At 57.5% G+C, this 19,436-nt stretch carries 20 protein-coding genes and 4 tRNA genes; 10 read left to right on the top strand and 14 right to left on the bottom strand.

What is annotated here, in order from left to right; genetic code table 11:
• The first annotated feature begins 144 nt into the window (after window positions 1-144).
• Entirely contained in the window at window positions 145-1,425 is a 1,281-nt protein-coding gene (locus INQ47_RS23340; protein ID WP_053817458.1) for a hypothetical protein, read from the top strand.
• Between the two features lie 10 nt (window positions 1,426-1,435).
• Window positions 1,436-2,545 (top strand): hypothetical protein, encoded by a 1,110-nt coding sequence (locus INQ47_RS23335; protein WP_404702701.1) that lies wholly within the window; start codon window positions 1,436-1,438, stop codon window positions 2,543-2,545.
• A 340-nt stretch (window positions 2,546-2,885) separates the two neighbouring features.
• Here INQ47_RS23335 and INQ47_RS23330 read toward each other — a convergent pair whose 3' ends face one another.
• The 10 genes from INQ47_RS23330 to INQ47_RS23285 all read right to left on the bottom strand — a co-directional run bounded on the left by INQ47_RS23330 (window position 2,886) and on the right by INQ47_RS23285 (window position 12,014).
• Complete coding sequence (locus tag INQ47_RS23330) at window positions 2,886-3,746, bottom strand: hypothetical protein (RefSeq protein WP_404702700.1); 861 nt, start codon at window positions 3,744-3,746, stop codon at window positions 2,886-2,888.
• 88 nt (window positions 3,747-3,834) lie between these two features.
• Window positions 3,835-6,735 (bottom strand): DUF927 domain-containing protein, encoded by a 2,901-nt coding sequence (locus INQ47_RS23325; RefSeq protein ID WP_404702699.1) that lies wholly within the window; start codon window positions 6,733-6,735, stop codon window positions 3,835-3,837.
• Window positions 6,732-7,016, bottom strand: coding sequence for a DUF3077 domain-containing protein (locus INQ47_RS23320; RefSeq protein ID WP_404702698.1), 285 nt, complete (start codon window positions 7,014-7,016; stop codon window positions 6,732-6,734). The genes INQ47_RS23325 and INQ47_RS23320 overlap by 4 nt, the downstream gene beginning before the upstream one ends.
• On the bottom strand, window positions 7,013-7,294 hold the full coding sequence (locus INQ47_RS23315) for a hypothetical protein (RefSeq protein WP_044046885.1): 282 nt from the start codon (window positions 7,292-7,294) through the stop codon (window positions 7,013-7,015). The genes INQ47_RS23320 and INQ47_RS23315 overlap by 4 nt, the downstream gene beginning before the upstream one ends.
• Window positions 7,295-7,846: 552 nt before the next feature.
• Window positions 7,847-8,440: a hypothetical protein gene (locus INQ47_RS23310; protein ID WP_108191148.1), complete on the bottom strand. Its 594-nt coding sequence runs from the start codon at window positions 8,438-8,440 to the stop codon at window positions 7,847-7,849.
• The gene (locus tag INQ47_RS23305; protein WP_375135886.1) at window positions 8,437-8,706 is read right to left on the bottom strand and encodes a helix-turn-helix transcriptional regulator; all 270 of its coding nucleotides are present in this window, start codon (window positions 8,704-8,706) and stop codon (window positions 8,437-8,439) included. The genes INQ47_RS23310 and INQ47_RS23305 overlap by 4 nt, the downstream gene beginning before the upstream one ends.
• Window positions 8,707-8,752: 46 nt before the next feature.
• Complete coding sequence (locus tag INQ47_RS23300; RefSeq protein ID WP_404702697.1) at window positions 8,753-9,709, bottom strand: hypothetical protein; 957 nt, start codon at window positions 9,707-9,709, stop codon at window positions 8,753-8,755.
• Between the two features lie 290 nt (window positions 9,710-9,999).
• Window positions 10,000-11,295, bottom strand: a complete 1,296-nt coding sequence (locus INQ47_RS23295; protein ID WP_404702696.1) for a tyrosine-type recombinase/integrase — start codon at window positions 11,293-11,295, stop codon at window positions 10,000-10,002.
• Between the two features lie 161 nt (window positions 11,296-11,456).
• Window positions 11,457-11,532: transfer RNA gene (locus tag INQ47_RS23290), tRNA-Thr, on the bottom strand.
• A 71-nt stretch (window positions 11,533-11,603) separates the two neighbouring features.
• On the bottom strand, window positions 11,604-12,014 hold the full coding sequence (locus tag INQ47_RS23285; protein ID WP_012051131.1) for a pilin: 411 nt from the start codon (window positions 12,012-12,014) through the stop codon (window positions 11,604-11,606).
• 216 nt (window positions 12,015-12,230) lie between these two features.
• Here INQ47_RS23285 and INQ47_RS23280 point away from each other — a divergent pair, with 216 nt between their 5' ends.
• Genes INQ47_RS23280 through yacG form a run of 4 tightly spaced genes read left to right on the top strand, consistent with a single transcriptional unit; the run spans window position 12,231 to window position 15,128 of the window.
• On the top strand, window positions 12,231-13,439 hold the full coding sequence (locus INQ47_RS23280; protein WP_404702695.1) for a type II secretion system F family protein: 1,209 nt from the start codon (window positions 12,231-12,233) through the stop codon (window positions 13,437-13,439).
• A gap of 2 nt (window positions 13,440-13,441) precedes the next feature.
• The gene (locus INQ47_RS23275; RefSeq protein ID WP_404702694.1) at window positions 13,442-14,308 is read left to right on the top strand and encodes a prepilin peptidase; all 867 of its coding nucleotides are present in this window, start codon (window positions 13,442-13,444) and stop codon (window positions 14,306-14,308) included.
• On the top strand, window positions 14,308-14,931 hold the full coding sequence (coaE, locus tag INQ47_RS23270; RefSeq protein WP_004575721.1) for a dephospho-CoA kinase: 624 nt from the start codon (window positions 14,308-14,310) through the stop codon (window positions 14,929-14,931). Before INQ47_RS23275 ends, coaE begins: the two co-directional genes overlap by 1 nt.
• On the top strand, window positions 14,928-15,128 hold the full coding sequence (gene yacG, locus INQ47_RS23265; RefSeq protein WP_010951889.1) for a DNA gyrase inhibitor YacG: 201 nt from the start codon (window positions 14,928-14,930) through the stop codon (window positions 15,126-15,128). The genes coaE and yacG overlap by 4 nt, the downstream gene beginning before the upstream one ends.
• 192 nt (window positions 15,129-15,320) lie before the next feature.
• On the opposite strand, the gene INQ47_RS23260 is transcribed toward yacG, so the two are convergent.
• A complete protein-coding gene (locus INQ47_RS23260) occupies window positions 15,321-16,028 on the bottom strand; it encodes an energy-coupling factor ABC transporter permease (protein WP_404702693.1) in 708 nt (235 codons plus the stop codon).
• 87 nt (window positions 16,029-16,115) lie between these two features.
• Here INQ47_RS23260 and INQ47_RS23255 point away from each other — a divergent pair, with 87 nt between their 5' ends.
• The 4 genes from INQ47_RS23255 to INQ47_RS23240 all read left to right on the top strand — a co-directional run bounded on the left by INQ47_RS23255 (window position 16,116) and on the right by INQ47_RS23240 (window position 18,918).
• Window positions 16,116-16,547, top strand: a complete 432-nt coding sequence (locus INQ47_RS23255) for a hypothetical protein (protein ID WP_252460578.1) — start codon at window positions 16,116-16,118, stop codon at window positions 16,545-16,547.
• Window positions 16,548-16,602: 55 nt separating this feature from the next.
• The gene (locus INQ47_RS23250; protein WP_021784190.1) at window positions 16,603-17,232 is read left to right on the top strand and encodes a DUF1780 domain-containing protein; all 630 of its coding nucleotides are present in this window, start codon (window positions 16,603-16,605) and stop codon (window positions 17,230-17,232) included.
• Between the two features lie 132 nt (window positions 17,233-17,364).
• Entirely contained in the window at window positions 17,365-17,538 is a 174-nt protein-coding gene (locus INQ47_RS23245) for a DUF3094 domain-containing protein (protein WP_008091951.1), read from the top strand.
• Window positions 17,539-17,622: 84 nt separating this feature from the next.
• Window positions 17,623-18,918, top strand: a complete 1,296-nt coding sequence (locus tag INQ47_RS23240; protein ID WP_003247549.1) for an NAD(P)/FAD-dependent oxidoreductase — start codon at window positions 17,623-17,625, stop codon at window positions 18,916-18,918.
• 187 nt (window positions 18,919-19,105) lie between these two features.
• Here INQ47_RS23240 and INQ47_RS23235 read toward each other — a convergent pair.
• The 3 genes from INQ47_RS23235 to INQ47_RS23225 all read right to left on the bottom strand — a co-directional run bounded on the left by INQ47_RS23235 (window position 19,106) and on the right by INQ47_RS23225 (window position 19,387).
• Window positions 19,106-19,181 (bottom strand) — tRNA-Lys (locus INQ47_RS23235).
• Window positions 19,182-19,187: 6 nt separating this feature from the next.
• Window positions 19,188-19,264: transfer RNA gene (locus INQ47_RS23230), tRNA-Pro, on the bottom strand.
• 47 nt (window positions 19,265-19,311) lie between these two features.
• Window positions 19,312-19,387, bottom strand: a tRNA-Lys gene (locus tag INQ47_RS23225).
• Window positions 19,388-19,436 lie beyond the last annotated feature (49 nt).

Genomic DNA, 19,436 nt, shown 5'->3' with positions numbered 1-19,436 from the left:
AAAATCCGAAGTGGGGCACTCACTACCTTTCGCTTAAAGCTCTTCATGCATGGCCAAAATGCCATCATGGATAGCTTTCATCTGCATCGGAGTGGTAGATTTCACCTCAGCATTTGCTATGTCATCAATTTGAGGGACCAAACGATGGACGCGACAAAGTTAGCAGAGTTTTCATACGATCTTCACAGTGCTCTTGGCGAGTATGAAACGCCTGAATTTGACTACTTGAAAAAACTTGGTATGGCAGCAACCCTGGCAGTACATATTCGGGGATTGGGAAACATTCCATATGACGTATTACGCCAAGTATCGTACCACTACTTCAAAATCCCATCTTTAGCACTAGATCAAGTGCTTACGATACTTGATGACTTGGAATTCATTGAGATCATTGGAAAACGCAGCAAAATCACTTCGATAACTCCAAAAATCCCGCATTTCAAGAGCATCTACGAAACCATAGGAGATTACACCGAAAGCGATGACCTCAGTGAAGCAGAAAATGTCATGCTTGCTATACTGAGCGAAGTATACAATAAACCTGAAAACAAGCAGAAACTCATTAATACGCTTGGCGCCGACAGCAAAACATTCGATACATGCATGAGATATAGTGAGGACAGTGGTTTACTACGCACTCACAAAGCTCGAGGTAAAGAAATAATATTGAGCCCGTACTATTTTGCCGACAACTTAGAAGGACTGGCCGACCTAACAGCAAAATCAGGCTCAAAAAGCATCGGCGGCGTGCTACAAAAACTAAAAGCTAACCAAGGATGGCCACTATCACTTGTATTGAGCACTAAGGAAATTGGCGGCACAGCCCTAAACCCTACAGAGCTTTCCTTGGTCCAGGCAATGGCGTCTGAGGGAATACTCAAACCGCCGTCTATACGATTTGGCAATGGGGCTATGGAACAGTTCGTATTTACGCCAAATCCGGGCGCTATGAGGCTGAGTTCTGCCAAGAGGGAGATTTACGAGCGAGCAATGGCTTTAGTTTCCTGCGTCAGGAAAGGCCAATTGATGCCCGCTGAATTTCGGATTCGATCACCTTTAGCGATACTTAGATCCCTGCGCGACAAAGGTTATTTGAACAGCAACTCCGAAGCCAGTGACCAGTACAAAAACCTAGTGTTCATGAAAGTAGCATTCTTAAAACCTGTTACTAGCTCCCGCTGTGAGTTAGTTCTTATTAGATCTGAAGAAAACACCGAAGCTCTAGACATCGCAATTAAACTTCTCTCCACCGGAGATCTCGCAAATCTTGAAGTTAATGCGGAGGCGAGAATTTCGTTTTCTAGGGATGAGTCTTATATCCAGTCAATCATTTCATCCTCTGATATGAGAAAGCGAAAGCAGGTACAAGTTGCAGCTGAGGCAAAGCATGAAATGGACCAACTGCTTTTGAATCTCGATATATAAGGGACGACCAATGGCCGCGCTAGATAAAGATACAGCCCAAAAAGAAAAAGCTATCCGTTATTGCATTTCAAACGGGGTATTACCCTACCTTGAAGTCATTGTAAACAACGTTCGCGAAATAACAGATGTACGCACAGTCCTTACGGACCTAGATGTCTTAGGCTTGGAAATATCCCGACGAGGCAGCGTAAGGCGAACTCTATTTGACTGCAAAACGGTAGGTAAAATGAGCGCGATTAACCGAGCGTTCTGGGCCTCCGGCGTCATGACCTATACAGGATGCGATGAATCATATGTGATTTTAAACAAGAAAGCGTCTGAAGCACATCGTGTCAGCGCTAAAACAATGAATGTTCATCTATTCCAAGAATATGACTTTGACACTTATGCCGAATCAGCCAATATAAATTACCTTGACAAAAAACACTATTCTGCCGACATAAACAATTGGCACACTTACTATAAGATATTTGAAAAATCTGAAACACTAAGCGCTCTCGGAGAGCACATCAACACCCGAATCCCACTAGAAAATGATTTTGCAAAAGCTCTGAGAGAACTGGTTGGAATAATTCGCCTTAACCGAGGGGAGTTTAACCCTGACAAGAAAGAACACATGGCCATATACTGCTCTCTCATTCTAAGCTTTTTATTGGTCATGGCCCCAATATCATCGCAGATTGCCGACATCTTCGATACAACCATTGGGCAACCTGAGTATGAAACAATACTTCGGTATTACGTATGGGGAGGGCGTGATAGCTATATTCAACGAAGAGATTTAAAAAATTCTGTACAAGAAGCCTCTGGCGCTAAAAAAAGTGAGTTAGAGCTTCCCGGGTGGGAGCGTTTTGTAGAACTTTCGCGAGGATTGCTTGAGGCACCTTCAGAAATCAGCAAAGCATTAATACCATGCAGGGATCTTTCACTTAGATACATCTCCCCAATTGATACACACAAAGATTATCAGCTTGCGATGAGCTTGAGATCTTCGAATAGAATTACACAATTCATCATTGCCGCCTCAAACTATATCTATACCGCAACCGGACTCCCCAAAGACTTCCACAACTATATAAAAGAGGAGATATCCACGCTCAGCCAAATAAAAACAATATAGCTCCTGTAGCGTTGGCTGATTGAGATACGCTGATGTAGACAGGGTATCTCACTGGCCATTACTAACTTTACCCTCGTGAATGCTAAGCAGTAGCCACCCAATCCTACCTCGGCGAGCAAAGCCAATTTTTCAAAAACTTTCTTTTATAGCTACGCGCCAATAACAGCCCTAACCATCGGCAATACATATATCCAGATGTCATATCTTTCATACTGGCAGCCTTTGACAAAGCCGCCTCAGCACTTACTACTGCAAAATAGCAAAATACTTCGCCTCAAGCGCATCACGATGTAGTTTTTACGTGATGCGCTTAGGTCTTTATTTATGCGAATTTAATGACTTAAACGGAACTTGGTAACTCGATATCGAGTATCTGCATGGCAGAATATTGGTAACTCATTGCCGCCAAATCTCTGTCAGTCCAATGAGTGAAGCTTTCCACTTGGCTACTCACGTGGAAGCGATGAAATGCCATCCCTTCACGCCCCATGTAACGCTTGGCCGCATACAGCTTGGCCCCCGAGTCAAGAAGCTCTTTTATCGCCGCATCCCACTGCTCTTCCAAGCGTTCAAGAGCCACTACAACTGCGGAGCGTTCGGCCTTGAGGATCTCCTCAGCAGCTTCCTCGATGTGCGAGTCGATAGCTTCAATTTCCTGCTCCATGGCAGCGATCATCAAGCCTTGCCGGCGCTGGTGTTCCATCGCCGAGCTCAGAGCTATCGCCGCTTTCTGTGCGTCATCGGCGGCTTTTTTCTCGCCCTCTAAGTCGCTCCAGGCAACTGCCTGGGCATAAGCTCGCGCGGCCTCCTCTTCAGCCTGGCGAGCATCAGCAATCATCTTCTCGGACTGACTCTTGGTATCCGCCAACCGTATGCTCAGCACTTTGCGTTTGCCCTCAAGGTCGGCCTTATCAGTTGCCCAGTTGCTCATCGTTTCTTTGTACTCTGCCATCAGCTCGGAGCTCTTGGTTTTTCTGTCCCACCATGCAATATCCCGATCAACCAGAGAGACTTTGTGCTCGATGGTTCCGACCTTAGATCTCACTTCCCGTAGGCGGATCTGAAGCTCGTTGCCTGCCGGCGTTGCGGCATAGTTTGGGTCACTCAGGTGCAGTTCATATTCGGCGATTTGCCCATTGAGCTCCTTAAGTTCCGCTTGGTGTTGGGTGCGTTCGATGTTCAGTTTTTCAAGGCTTTGCATTGCTTAGTCATCCATAGAAGTGAGGTGTGGGTTGAGCGGCTGGCGAGGCCGGACGCGCCGGCGCATGCCTCATGTGGGCTGGCTGCCGTCAGGCCGCCACAGCCTCTGCCAGCGGGGCCTCGGTGTTGGGCTCACTCAGCACCACGTAACAGCGCTGCATTCCCATCCCTGGCAGTCTCACAGTGCAGGATGCCTTTCCGTCCTTACCGCTCTGTAGAACGCCCCGCTCTATCAGCTCGCGGTTAACGGCCGTGATGTTCATTCCCCGGAACACCTCAGATCGCCACGCCTCCGGAAGCACGTAATACGTGATGGTCGTGTGCATGGTGTCGCCCATGCCGTGCTCCAAGGTCTTGCGGAAGCCCAAACGGTCGATCGTGCGAGGGCCGTGCTCATCAATCTTCGCAGCGATGGACTCCCACCGCGTGAAGCGGCTCTCGCCGAAGCGCTCAATGACTTGGCGCAGGCGTGCCATGATGGCTTCCCCCTCCATGTTCCCAGTACCGCCGCGCTCCACCAGCCATGCGTGCAGGCAAACGCGAGCTGCCGTGAGCGCAGCGCCGTCCGGCCAGCCGGTCACACCCAAGGCAGTGGCGAGCTCGCCCGCTGCCCCGGCTAGGCCGAAGCGCAGAGCAGCACGCTGGACCTGCCCACTTGCTGACGCCGGGAGGTTCTGTGCGATGAACTGCTCCACAGTACGACGCATGATGCTCACCAGACCGGGAAGCTTGCCAGGAGCGCACAGGGCCTCTAGGAATGCTGTGAGCGGCGTACCGTAGAACTTGCTTACCCGCAGCTTGAGCGCATCTGAGAGCGCTGCGGCATCTTCAAATCCACACAGGGTGTCGAACATCCCTAACCCTTTGCTGGCGTTCGCCGGTACCGCCAGCATGCGAACCTCCATGCCAGCCTTGAGCTCTTTGTTGGCTTCGGCCATGTGCTGCGCCAGCGTCTTCTCACCGGTCGAAAGAAACAGCAGTCGCCATTCTTGTACGGTACGGCCTGCTTGCCCTCGATCATTCGCCCGGGCTTTGCCGGTGCCGTTGCCGAGCATATAAACGGTCTCGCCGATAATACGAGCGTCGCACATGCCGATTTCATCCAAGATCAGAAGTCCATCAGAGTGCGCCGCAGCGATTGACTCCAATGCGTTGTCGGTGGACCGCCAAGACCTTACCAATCGTGGTCCGCCGTATACTGAGGCGGCCACTTGCAAGTGCGTGGTCTTCCCGCCGGAACTGTCACCGTAAAGGTGAAAACCGCCGGACTCATGTCCCAACAGATGAAGCAAGGGGCCGGCAAAGGCCGTGCTGACTACAAAAGCCAAGCGATGATTACCGACACAGAGAGCGCCTATCTGGCTCTGCCACTGCTCTAGGGTGCCCGACTCGTTGATTGGCGGGAGCTGGGCTCCAGCGTCATAAAAATGCAGGTGCTCACCATGCTGACCGACCTGACGATCAGGTAACAAGAATGCATTGTTGTGCCAGCCCAGACGGGTAACCAGTCGTGCTCGCTGCGAGCTATCAAAACCCTGCAGATAGCTCTGCAGGTCGTTGCGCGCATGCCTACCTGACCTAGATCCAGCCAGGCGCAGCCCCATGTCGACCAAGGGGCCCAGTACGTCTTTGCCAAAATCGCCGGTCATAGTCCGCGCCGGGATGTTCCAGCGCTTTTTTTCACCGTCTGGGTCGTCGAACTCGACGAGCAGCCCCCAGTTATGCCCCTTCTCGTCGCGGGTGCGCGCGAGAATTTCCAGGGGCGAACATACGGGGCGTGCCTCACCATCTTCGGTGGCGTAGAACACGCCTTCTTCTGTCAGGCGGAAGCCAGTCGGAAGTAGATCCCGACTGGGGCGGGCCTTCCCTTCCTTCGCCTTGCTTGGCTTCGCATCAACCACCTCGACAACCGATGGAGTGTTCTGGCTCGCGCCGCCGAACAGCTCACCGGTGCTAGCAAGCAATGCGAAATGCGCAGCAGTCCACCCTCTCTCCAGTGCATCGGCGGCGTCATCACCGTCGCCCCAGCATCCGCCTTTGGCAAAGCTCGGCGTTTCGCCCTTGAGCATGGGCTTGCGCTTGAACACTGATAGCTCGATGGTTTGCACTACACAACCAATTTCCGCCAGCTTGGCGGCTACCGCCTGCATACACCTCGCACCGCTGTCATCGTTATCGGGCCATAAGAGCACCCCACGGCCCTGCAAGGGGTTGAAGTCTGCCTTATGCCAAGAGCTGGAGCCGTTCGGCCAGCAGGTGGCCACGTGACTGGGCAGAAGCACCTGGGCTGCATCAGCGGCCTTCTCGCCCTCGCACAGAATTACTGGCGCGTCTGGCTTCTTATCCAGCTCGTCCAGGCGTAGCAGTGGCCGTGGCTCAGCCAGCCCCTGCCAGCGCCATTGAGCCGGCCCCTGCGCGCCACGCGTGCACCACGTGAGCGGCGCAAATACCTTCTTGGCGGGTTGTTCTGGACTACCGGCGACATCGAATCGATAGAGAACCATCAAGGGCTCGCCTTGGCCGTTGCGGTAACACCAAACTTTCGACGGAGCACCATGCTGTCGGTGCTTGCTTGGGCATTTGGTCATCGCCTCAGCGGGGATCGGTAATACCGCCTGCCATTCAGCAGTTGCTGGCTTTTTAACCGGCTGAGCCGGGATCGCGGTACGAGGATCAATATGCAGAAACTCGACCAGCTTCTGGCATGCATCAACGTCAGAGGAGCTTTCAAGATAGCGCACTAGGTCGATCAGATCGCCGCCTTTGTCACCCGTTGCAAAGTCAGCCCACGTGCCCTTCGTCAGGCTAATCTTCAGAGAGCCAGCGTGCTTGTCATTCCTGGTGGGGTTTGGTGCGGTGTATTCCTTACCACCGTCTACACGCTTTCCGTTCGGCAGCCAGTGCGAGAGCACTCGGTCGATCTGACGCAGCGCCTCAGCTTTGACCTGTGCAAAGGTAGGGCGACGGCTGTTGACTTTTGTTCCGCTCATGCGCCACCGCCTTGGGCAGCTTGAAGCCCTGTGGCGACGTCATCGATGAGGGCTTTAGCCATTTCCCCGAGGTAATGAGCAGCCCAAACTACCGTACCATTCTCATTTTCCATCCCGCCCCGCAGAGTGAGCTTATTGATGCAGTCCATCAGAAGCGAGGCTTGCTCAAGCGCTTCCTCACAAGAAATGCCGGCATTCACACGGAACAGCGGTGAACCCTGCGAGTTGCAATTGGCAAAGGTGGCGCCGCCGGCGGTGTTGATCACCAAAGAGGCCTTCATTGCGCACCTCCAGATACCGAGCGACGGCTAGATTCGTCAGCATGAATCACCAGCGTGCGAATCAGCCCCAGCGTCCCGCGTACGTCCCACAGGGCAGCGGCGATCACGCGGTTTGCCAAGCGAGGGGCGTCACATTCGAACTGATCTTCTAGCAGCAGCAGAACAGCGTTCGCACGCTCTACCGCGCAAGTGATGGCATCGACTGGAATACCGGCATCAGTCTGTTTAGGAACAGCGAGGATGTCTTCGGGAAGGGCCATAGTCAGAGAAGTGCTCATTGCGCACCCCCTGTATTTTCCAGGGCGCGGGCTTTGGCCATATGGTCGTTGTAACGGGCAAGGCGAGTACGAAGGCTGGAGTCGGCGTGGAGAGCGGCGAGAGCCAACGCCCGATGGGCAGCGGCGCGAATTTTGGACGGACGGAGGGCGTGCATTGGGTGTTGCTCCTTGAGTTGAGGAGCCATCACCGCTTGCGGCCAAGCAAGGAATGGTGACGGCTGTACGCGGGTTGGCCGACCGGGACTCAAGGCACCCGGCACACCCGAAGGTGTCCCACGCACAGCCGCCATAACACGAAACTGCGGGCACAAAAAAAGCGCCTGCAATCGTATGGTGGGCGCTTGTGCGCCTTGAGTAGTTCGACCGGCCAAGGTCGGTCGCTGAATTTGCAGCGACGGCTACAGAGTAAACGTGAGTGATCAGAAGCGCAACAGCTGCACTTACTTGCATAAGTGCGAATGCAAGATTAGATTGAGCAGGCATGAAGACTTACCTCAACGCCCTCGGTAGCCGCCGGGGGCGTTTTCGTTTGAGCGGTACGGGCCGGAGCAGTCAGTTGCCGGATGTCAATGAGGGCGCTTCGCCTTTCAGCCAGGCGAAGATCCTCGCATCTTCCCTGCACCTACGGCTGTACTCCTCGGCGAGCCACTCTTCACGCTTTGCAACGCACTCGGTTACGAAAGTATCCAGGTCTGTCTGGTCTCGTCCAAATGCATGACTTTGTTCGCTACTGGCCTGCTCCTCCTCCAGATCGTTCGCTACCCAGCCCTCCCAAACCTCAACATCATTCGAATAGAGATAACTCTCATCGGTGAACCAGTAGGTTACCCATTCAGCCAGTTGAATTGCCGTGAGAGCCAAACGACGCTGTTTGTCCATTGCGAACGGCCCTTCTCCCACGATGGTGGAGAACTCGCGACGGATTCCATGCTTCCGCATGAACGCGGGCATTTCCCAAGGGTTCGCCCGGAGCGGAATGGCTAGGCCATCTGGGTTGAAAAAGAACGCCTCCTGTGACTGGCCGTTCCAACTCACGCCAGCAATGATCCTGTGGCGCCAGTTGATATCCCCCTGTTTGTAGAGGCAGAACGCTGCGCCATATGGATCATGGAATGGGCCAGTGAAGTGATAGCGGCGCACGCTCATGCTGCCACCCGATCACGAGCCTGAATGCGGCTACGCGTCCATGCTTGAACCTCGGAAAGAACCCAGGCTACCGGGGCACCCCGGGCGGTGCTGTTGCTCAGCTTCACCGGCAGCGGAAAGCCACTCTCGGCCTGCTGCATCAGCTTGTAGATCGTGGGGCGGGCCAACCCGACGATGGCCATCACTTCAGTGATGCGTATCAGTGTGGTCTGCGGGTCGCGCCCAGAGTGAAGGGTGTTTGCTGCGGAGAGAGTGGTCATAGTCATGCCTATATCTACAGAGACAGGCACAGACTAAAAACTCAAAAACGAATCAACACGGTCCGCTCGTTTTTCTTTTTTTCCTCGGGCCGTACTCTCCCAGCGCTCTGAGATTTTCCCTTATCGTGTCGCGAGTTCCGATTCCCTCTATGCCGACCAACCTGGACAGCAGTGCCTTAGGTTCAATTTCAGGATAGGACTTCTTGATACGCTCAACGGCGGCCCGAGTGAGCTCCCGCTTCCTAGCCTTTCCATCTTGAGTAGCGGTACCTGGCCGACTGTTCCCCTTGCCAGCCAAGCGCGCCCTCTCGGAGCTTTTCACGGTGTAGATTTTGTCGATCATCGTTGGAAAAAAACTACCTGGCTGAAGCGTACCAGAGCTCAACGCGACTTCAGACTGGCGATGAAGGTCAGCAAGCATCAAAACCTTCTCCGATTCAGCCACCCACTGGGCAAAGGTCTCTCTGACCTCAGCTTCCCTGCCTGGTTGGGTACGGCGTTGGCGCTCAACCATGGTGTGAAAAAACTCGGGATCATTCAGCCTAAGGAATTCGGCTAAGTCAGGGTTAATGTCGTACACATTGAGCTCAACATTCCCCAACCAGCCAGCAAGCATCTGAACAGCGTCCAGCGCTTGCGCGAAGGCGTAGCTCGCCGCCATTCGAGAGCTAGAAATAGCTTCAGCTTGACCTAGCACCTGACGCACTACATCCGGCAGCGAAAACGACTGGGCATAGCACAATCGCTCGTAAATGAGATCTCGCTGCCTGAACGTCTCATGGATTACCCGCCTTGCTTGACTGGAATACTCCAAGCCTTCCTCGAGCCAATATGCAGCTGCCTCGTTTATCACGTCAAATGCCTGGCGAAAGTGCTCACGAAACTCAGGGAAAAGTGCAACTTCCGCTACAGCATCCTCCATCATCTGGATCTCATCGAGCAGGCTACTGATGTCAGTATTCGCAAGCTCGAACGTGAATTGCTCCACCTCATTTTCGGACCAGATCACACCCCACGCCCCCTTGATCGAAAAATGAGCCTGCGCGATAGATGATCGCTAAGCTGCCGACAGGGCTGACAGGCAACAGTGGTGCGAAACACCATATAGCTTTGATACACCTGCTTGTCCGCGTGGGCCAGCGATGTGTTTCCAGTTCGGAGTCCAGGATTTTCAACGGTTCCACCGTCGCCGAAACACGAGTTACACATGAAACACCCCCGATAGGTGGCTGCGATCCACGAGCAGTGACGACCGTAACGCATCGCAGGGTCTCGATGCCTTAAGCGTTTCTTGAAGTCTCAAACGTCCCTCGCGACGGCATTTCGGTGAGCAAAGTCGTATGGGGTAATCGCTTCCATTCGATTGGCGTCCAAATAATCTGCCCACCACTGCACCATGAGCCTTCGCTCCTGAATGTGTTCTGCTTTGTGGATATACGCTGCGCGCACCGTGTTTCGCTCCTGATGGCTCATCTGTCGTTCGACGGCGTCTTTACTCCATAACCCCGACTCAACTAGTGCTGAACAAGCCATTGTCCTGAAGCCGTGGCCGCACACCTCTGACTTCGTGTCATACCCCATGCGTCGCAGGGCCTTGTTGACGGTGTTTTCGCTCATGGGTTTCCAGTGATGGTGATCACCTGCAAATACCAAGTCGAATCGGCCGGTGAGATCGCGGATTCGCTCCAAGACACTAACTGACTGGCGACTGAGCGGAACCAAGTGTGGTGTGCTCATCTTCGAGCCGCGATGGGAGTTCTTTACGCCCTCGATAGGCGCTCGCTCACCAGGGATTTCCCACATCAACCTTCCCATGTCGATCTCACCCCAGCGAGCGAATCGGAGCTCACTAGAGCGGATAAACACCAGCAAGGTCAGCTGCACCGCGAGCTTGGTCAGGCCGCGCCCGCTGTCGGCATCTATCCGCTGGAGGAGCTCAGGTAAGCGCTCAAATGGCAAAGCAGGCCGGTGCGCTGTTTTGCGAGTAGCCGTGGCGCCTTGCAGATCTATCGCAGGGTTGAAATCCAGATGGCCATGCTGAACCGCCATGCGGAGGATGCCCGTCATGTACTGCCGTAGGCGTGCAGCCGTATCCAAGGTATCCCGCTTTTCCGCCGCCTTCAGTGGAACCAGCAGATCCCGTGTTTTGAGTTCCGCGACCGGGCGATCACCGAGAGTGGGCAACAGGTGGGATTCAATGCGTCGCCACACGGTGGAGGCATGACCAGGTGTCCACTTACGAGCGCAGGCCGCGTGCCATTCCTGAGCAAGCAAACGGAATGTATTCGCCCGGGCGTTAGCCGCTTCCTGTCTGTCCAAGCGCGCCTGCTCGATGGGGTCTTTCCCAGCAGCAAGGAGCTCAAGCGCCTGAGCGCGTCGCTCCCTGGCCGCTTTCAAGCCGAGCGCCGGATAGTTGCCAAACGTAGCTAAACCATCACGGCCATCAGGTTTGGTGTACTTCATACGCCAAGTCTTGACCCCTGACGGCTTCACCAGCAGGTAGAGGCCTTTGCCATCGAACAGCTTGTAGTCCTTCTCCCGAGCCTTGGCCGCATCACATTTGGGATCGGTGAGAGGCACCACTGTGCGCGCCATAGGGATACGTTTCCTTGTCGAACCGAGATATCCCTAACCATATCCCTAAATCGCGTAGATGCCCAGAGACAAAACGAGACAGACAGAAACAACAAAGCCCGCTCTAGGCGGGCTTTTCAGGGTGTTTCGTAGACAGTCATAGACTTCTGGAAACTGGTCTCTGGTGCCGGAGACAGGAATCGAACCTGCGACCTTCGCGTTACGAGTGCGCTGCTCTACCGACTGAGCTACACCGGCGTGTAGCGCAACGTACCACTGCTCACACCCGTAACGCAAACCCCTGTTTCCGCTGGTTTATTGCCCTGCCCTCAAGCCCCCTTGCACCCTTTGGGCGCCAGGTCTTCCTCGATGTCGGTCGTGCACGCCCAGCCGCTGGCCGAACGCGTCAGGGTCAGGGCCTTGCCCAGCGCGTTGGCAGGCGCATCCACCAGGGTGCAGACAATGCTGCCGCTGCCATCCGCGGCCTTGCCGCTCGCCGTGATCGCACAATGCGCCGTCGCCGGCTGGCCACCCAGCGCGGCGACATCCGCTACATCCTTTCCATCATTCAGCCGCAGATCCATCGCCGTCTTCAGCGCGCTGATCTCCAGCAACCCGGCCGCGGCCTTGGAGCGTGCCTGGTGGTTGGTGTACATCGGTAAGGCGATGGTCGCCAGAATGCCGATGATCGCGACGACGATCATCAGTTCGATCAGGGTGATACCGCGTTGCCCTTTCATGAACGTAGTTCCTTTTTGATTCGCTTACACATTGAGGTCAGTTGCGCCCCAACCGGCAGCGGCGCAGTAGGCCTGAACAGACACCTTTTGTCACCCCTGCCCGCACGGGCGTCATCTTCGCTGAACTACTCTAGTGAGCATCACGGACGCGTGCCCTTGCATGGACGCGGCAAGCTGTTTCCAGGCTTGTCGCCGGGGCTGAACAAGGACCTTTGCATGACTTCATCTTCACTTCTCTACCGCTGGCACGGCACCGACGCCAATGGCGCGCCGGTCAGCGGCCAAACACCCGGGCGCAGCCCGGCTTATGTGCGCGCCGGGCTGATTCGCCAGGGCATCACGGTGGCGAGTTTGCGGCCGGCCAGCGGGCTGGCGTTCAGCTTGCCAAAGCGGCGCGAAAAGGCAGATCCGGCGGGGTTCAGCCGGCAGTTGGCGACGTTGCTCAAGGCCGGCGTGCCGCTGCTGCAGGCGTTCGAGGTGATGGGCCGCAGTGGTTGCGATGCGGCCCAGGCGGCGCTGCTGGAAAGATTGAAACAGGATGTGGCCTCGGGGCTGGGGTTGGCGGATGCGTTGCAGCGTCACCCGGCATGGTTCGATGCGCTGTATTGCAACCTGGTACGGGTGGGCGAGCAGTCCGGTACGCTCGACCGCCAGCTGGAGCAGCTGGCCGGTATGCTGGAACAGCGTCGGGTGCTGCACAAGAAGGTGCGCAAGGCGATGATCTACCCGCTGCTGCTGTTGCTGACCGGGCTGGGGGTGTCGGCAATCTTGTTGCTGGAGGTTATTCCCAAATTCGAGAGCATGTTCTCGGGCATGGGTGCGGCGTTGCCGGCATTTACCCAATGGGTGATCAACTTGTCCACAGGGCTGAGCCGGTTTGCACCGCTGCTGCTGGTGATGGGCTTGGTGTTGGGTGTTGCCGTGCGCCAGCTTTACCGGCAGCACGCGCCAGCGCGCCTGTGGGTATCTTGGCGGGTGCTGGGCTTGCCCGTGTTTGGCAAGTTACTGGGGCAGGCCGCGCTGGCGCGGTTTGCGCGCAGCCTGGCAACGTCCTACGGCGCCGGGGTGCCGTTGCTGGATGCGCTGGGGACGGTGGCGCGGGTAACGGGTGGCGACCTGCACGAGCAGGCGGTGTTGCGGCTGCGCCAAGGCATGGCCAATGGGCAAGGGTTGAACCAGGCGATGGCCGGTGAACCGTTGTTTCCCCCCTTGCTGGTGCAGTTGACGGCTATCGGTGAATCCAGCGGCACGCTGGACCAGATGCTGGAAAAAGCCGCCAGCCATTACGAGGAACAGGTCAGCCAGGCGCTGGACCAGTTGACCAGCCTGCTGGAGCCGGCCATCGTGCTGATCCTGGGCTTGCTGGTGGGTGGCCTGGTGGTGGCGATGTACCTGCCGATCTTCCAGTTGGGTAGTTTGATCTGAACATGACTTTATGGGCTTTGCTGGCTGAACAGCCAGCGTACTTCCTTACTTTCGCCACGGTGCTCGGCCTGCTGGTGGGCAGTTTTATTAATGTGGTGGTGTATCGCCTGCCGATCATGCTGGAGCGGCAATGGCAGCGTGAGGCGCAAGAGGTATTGGGGCTGCCGACCACGCAGCACGCGCGTTTCGACCTGTGCCTGCCCGCCTCCCGGTGCCCACACTGCGCACACCGGATTCGTGCGTGGGAGAACATTCCAGTCATCAGCTACCTGGCCTTGGGCGGGCGCTGTTCGTCCTGCAAAAACCGCATCAGCCTACGTTACCCGGTGGTGGAAGTGGCCAGTGCGCTGCTGTCGCTGGTAGTGGCCTGGCGCTTCGGCGCTTCGGTAGAGGCGTTGCTGGCTCTGCCGCTGACCTGGTGCCTGTTGGCGCTGAGCCTGATCGATGCGGACCACCAGCTGCTGCCGGATGTGCTGGTGCTGCCGACCATGTGGCTAGGGCTGATCGTCAATGCCTTTGGCATCCATGTGCCCCTGGCCGACGCACTGTGGGGCGCAGTGGCCGGGTACCTCAGCCTGTGGACGGTGTACTGGGTGTTCAGGCTGGTCACCGGCAAGGAGGGCATGGGCTATGGCGATTTCAAGCTGATGGCGCTGATCGGGGCGTGGGGGGGTTGGCAGGTGCTGCCGTTGACGCTGCTGTTGTCGTCGGTGGTGGGGGCGCTGTTTGGCCTGTGCCTGCTGCGTTTTCGCCGGGATGCCATGGGCACGGCAATCCCGTTTGGCCCTTATCTGGCAATTGCGGGGTGGATTGCCGTGCTCTGGGGTGATGAAATATACGCCTCATACATGCAACTGCTTGGATACTGATGACCACTGCGGCCTTTACCCCCTGGATTCTCGGCCTGACCGGCGGCATTGGTAGCGGCAAAAGCGCCGCTGCCGAGCGTTTTGTCGAGCTTGGCGTGCACCTGGTCGATGCCGACCAGGCGGCGCGCTGGGTTGTCGAACCTGGTCGACCGGCCCTGGCAAGCATCGTCGAGCGCTTCGGCCCGGGCGTGCTGCAGGGCGACGGCCAGCTCGATCGCGCAGCCCTGCGCCAGCTGATTTTCGCCGACCCGGCGCAACGCAAATGGCTGGAACAACTGCTGCACCCGCTGATCGGTCAGGAGATTTTCAGCTATCTGGCCAAGGCACAGTCGCCTTATGCGGTATATGTGTCCCCACTGCTGATCGAATCGGGCCAGCACCATAAGACCCAACGTGTACTGGTGATCGATGCGCCGCAGGACCTGCAAATAGCCCGCACCCTGGCGCGGGACAACACCAGTGCCGAGCACGTGCAGGCCATTTTGCAGGCGCAGTTGGCCCGTGAGGATCGCTTGCGCCATGCCGATGATGTGGTGGTCAACGACGGCGGCCTGGCCGCGCTGCATGAGCAGATTGACCGCCTGCACCACTTTTACCTGACTTTGAAAGGAGGCCAGCCATGAGCCAGCCATTGACCGTCGATTGCCCAACTTGCGGCGCGCCTGTGGAATGGAGCGAAAAAAACGCGTTCCGACCGTTTTGTTCGGACCGTTGCAAGCTGATCGACCTGGGCGCCTGGGCAGCCGAGGAGCACAAGATTGCGGGGTCGGAAGAGTCCGAAGATGAGCTGTATTCGGGGGACCTGGAGCCGCGGCATTGAGCTGATCCACAAATACAACGCGGGCCCACAACCCGTGCGGTACCTGTGGGAGCGGGCAAGCCCGCGAAGCAGGCGGCGCAGTGGATGGCACGGGCTTCGCCCGTGTTCGCCGGCATGCCCGCTCCCACAGTGAGAGTGCAACCTCTGAGTGCTGTGCATTACACCGAAGAGGCCGGCACAGCCACCACACCTTCACCGCTCATCTTCCTTCCAGGGCGCCTGCAGATACCGTGTGCGGTTGAAGGTTTCCAGCCACTCCGGGCAAAACACCACCAGCGCACTGATCACCATGCCGTTGATGAACGCCTCGGGGAACATCATCAGCCACAGGTAGCCAACAAAGTCGCTGAGCCACTCCGGCAGGGCAAAACGCCCGTCCAGCCACAACACGCCTAGCGCTGCGGGGACGCAAATCAGCACAGTCAGCGCTGCCGGAAAAAAACCCGAACAAAAGATGTAAACGAACAAGTTGCGGGGCTGGGCACGCTCCACCAATAGCGCGCACACCTCGGTAATCAGCACCGGCAAGCCAACCAGCAACAAACCATTCAACCCCAGCGCCGCCAGGTCCTGACGCCCCAGCGCCATCAAGCCGAGCTGGGCCATGAACCCACCCAGCACCGCCAGCGGCCAGTCCAGCAACAGGGTGACCGCCGTCATGCCAATAAAGTGGTACGACACGCCGGTATCAAAGTCGCGCCGCACCAGCCACAGCGCAAACAGGCAGAACACCGTGCCAAACAGCAAATGCTGGCGGCGCCGGTCGGTAAACAGTTCAACCCAGCGAACCCGGCTGACCGCCCAGATCAGCAACGGCACATAACCCAGCCAGCCAAGGGTAAGGGTGGTGCCGGATAACACCTGCGCGCTGATCACCTGAACAATACCCTTTGCGGCCATGTGGATAAAACCGAGTCTACACCCATTCTCCCCTGACTTCGGCTGCGGTAGGCTGTCGCCTTCCATTCGATGCAGGAAGCATTGGTCATGCTGGAAGGAACCAACCCCGCCCTGCTACTGGCAGCGGCACTCAACGCCATCATCGGCGTAATTCACCTGGCCATCATCGCCGTGGGGCCGCGTTGGTACCGTTTGTTCGGGGCCGGTGAGCGCATGGCGGTGGCCGCCGAAAGGGGCCGCTGCTACCCGGCGCTTATCACCGCCGCCATCGCCTGCGTGTTGCTGGCCTGGTCGGCCTATGCGCTGTCGGCTGCCGGGGCGATCGGGCGGCTGCCCTTGCTGCTGCCAGTCATTTGCCTGATCACCCTGGTGTATTTGCTACGCGGTCTGCTGGGGCCAGTATTGCTGGCGGGCACCGGGCGTTCGCAGCGTTTTATCGTGGTCAGTTCGCTGATCTGCCTGGGCTTTGGCGTGGTGCATCTGGTCGGCCTGGTGCAGCAGTGGCCGGTGCTGGGCTGATTCTCACGCTTAAACAGCATCTTACCGTCATCGATTAGCGGCTAAGCTTGTCTGCATGGATGACTCAGACTACCTGCGCCTGCTTACCATCCAGGCCGAACAAGCCAATGCCTTTCTCTCCAACGCCCGTAAGTGGGAGCGGGAGCGTTGGGTGTGCCAGCGCCTGTTGCAGGGGCTGAACATTCCCTACCGCAGCGAGGACTTCACCCCGGCGGGGCAGGAGCCACCAGACGTGCTGTTCCGCGACGCCGCCTTCGAGGTGTTTTTCGTGCTCGACGAGGGCCGCCGGCTGAACGATGAATGGCGCGAGGAGCTGCAGCGGCGGCGCAGTGCGTTTTCCCTGGCGCAGCTGGTACGCCGCGAAGCACGCCCGCGGCGCATCAGTGCCACCGAACTGCTGGGGCGCCTGGCGCCCACCTTGCGCAAGAAGGCGCACAATTACCGGGAACGCGGGCTGGATCTGAACGAGCTGGACATCATCGCGTTCTCCAGCCTCAAGCGCGAAGTGCTCGACCTCAACACCCACTTCCCGCCGCCTACCGAATACCTGCGCCAAGGCTGGCGCTCGCTGTCGCTGGTCGGGCCAACCTTTGCCCGGGTACTGTTTGCCCACCCCGATGCACCGGATTTCCTGCGCGGCAACCTGGGCCGCAGCATCGTCTTCGACGTAGGCATCAGTCTTTGATCCAGTGCAGCGACTGTTTGCGATGGCGTACACTCGGCGCCAGGGATAGAAAGCATTATCATTTGTTTCAAGCGCCTGCGCGAACGCTGTAGCGTTTGCACAGTCACAAACGTCTACCTGACGAGGCCCACCATGACCAGCCGCCTGAACCCGGAAGATCAGCGTCGTGTCGATGAGTATCTGCGAGCCCCCCAGCACCAAGTCGAGCGCAGGCCCTTCCGGCCGTGGCTGCTCCTTGTGCTGGTGCTGGCCGTGACCATCGGGTTGGGTCTCATCAGCCGCCTGCTGAGTGGACTGGTGCTATGAGCTGCTTCGCGCTCGCCCTCCCCTCGTGCAGTTTGCGGCCGGCCCCCAGGGCCACGAATTCCGTAAACCTTATGAGATATTCCCATGACTCATCGCATCGTGATTGTCGGCGGCGGCGCCGGCGGCCTGGAACTGGCGACCCGCCTGGGTAAAAGCCTGGGCAAGCGCAAGCAGGCCGAAATCACCCTGGTCGACACCAACCTCACGCACATCTGGAAGCCACTGCTGCACGAAGTGGCCGCCGGCTCGCTGAACTCCTCGGAAGACGAACTGAACTACGTGGCTCAGGCCAAGTGGAATCACTTCAATTTCCAGCTGGGGCGCATGAGCGGCCTGGACCGTGAAGGCAAGCAGATTCAACTGGCTGCCACCCTCGACGAAGAGGGCCGCGAGCTGCTGCCTGCGCGCACCCTGGGCTACGACACCCTGGTGATCGCCGTGGGCTCCAACACCAACGACTTCGGCACCCTGGGCGCAGCGCAGCACTGCCTGTTCCTGGATACCCGCAAGCAGGCCGAGCGTTTCCACCAGCAACTGCTGAACCACTACCTGCGTGCCCACGCCGGCGACGTGGCCAGCGAGAAAATCAGCGTAGCCATTGTCGGCGCCGGTGCCACCGGTGTAGAGCTGGCGGCCGAGCTGCACCACGCTGCCCACGAGCTGGCGGCCTATGGCCTGGACCGCATCCAGCCCAAGGACATGCACATCACCCTTATCGAAGCGGGCCCGCGCGTTCTGCCGGCGCTGCCGGAGCGCATCAGCGTACCGGTTCACAAAACCCTGGAAAAACTCGGGGTGAAGGTGATGACCAACGCCGCGGTCAGTGAAGTGACCGAGGACGGCCTGAAAACCAAGGACGGTGAAGTGATCCAGGCCAGCCTGAAAGTGTGGGCAGCCGGTATCCGCGCGCCAGGTTTCCTCAAGGACATCGATGGCCTGGAAACCAACCGCATCAACCAGTTGGTCGTGCGCCCTACCCTGCAAACCACCCGCGACGACAACATCTTCGCCTTCGGTGACTGCGCCGCCTGCCCGCAACCTGGCAGCGACCGCAACGTGCCGCCGCGTGCACAGGCGGCGCACCAGCAGGCTTCGATGCTGGCGCAAAGCCTGAAGGCGCGCCTGGAGAACAAGGCCCTGCCGACGTACGAGTACAAGGACTATGGCTCGCTGGTGTCGCTGTCGCGCTTCTCGGCGGTGGGCAACCTGATGGGTAACCTGATGGGCAGCGTGAAGCTGGAAGGCTGGCTGGCGCGGATGTTCTATGTATCGTTGTACCGGATGCACCAGATGGCGCTGTACGGCTTCTTCCGCACGGCGTTGATGATGCTGGGCAGCAAGATTGGCCGGGGTACCGAGCCGCGCCTGAAGCTGCACTAACAGGCGCCCGCATGCCCTGTATGGCGCGGGTTTACCTGTGAATGCGATGGTGGCTGCACTGCCGCATTCGCGGGTGAACCCGCTCCTACAAAGGGGCGGTGTGGCAAACAGGTGGGATTTGCACCGATGGGCGCATTTATTCAGGGCAAATGAAAAAGGGCATCTCATGTGAGATGCCCTTTGTTCATGGTGGGTCGTGTAGGATTCGAACCTACGACCAATTGGTTAAAAGCCAACTGCTCTACCAACTGAGCTAACGACCCGGAAAATGGTCGGGGTGAGGGGATTCGAACTCCTGACATCCTGCTCCCAAAGCAGGCGCGCTACCGGACTGCGCTACACCCCGAGTGTTTCAAAAAAAAGGGCATCTCTTTGGAGATGCCCTTTTCTACATGGTGGGTCGTGTAGGATTCGAACCTACGACCAATTGGTTAAAAGCCAACTGCTCTACCAACTGAGCTAACGACCCGGAAAATGGTCGGGGTGAGGGGATTCGAACTCCTGACATCCTGCTCCCA

It is taken from the genome of Pseudomonas sp. 3HC3, from assembly GCF_044904505.1.
In the GTDB taxonomy this organism is placed as follows: domain Bacteria; phylum Pseudomonadota; class Gammaproteobacteria; order Pseudomonadales; family Pseudomonadaceae; genus Aquipseudomonas; species Aquipseudomonas putida_Y.
This window is presented reverse-complemented; position numbering and strand designations above follow the sequence as displayed.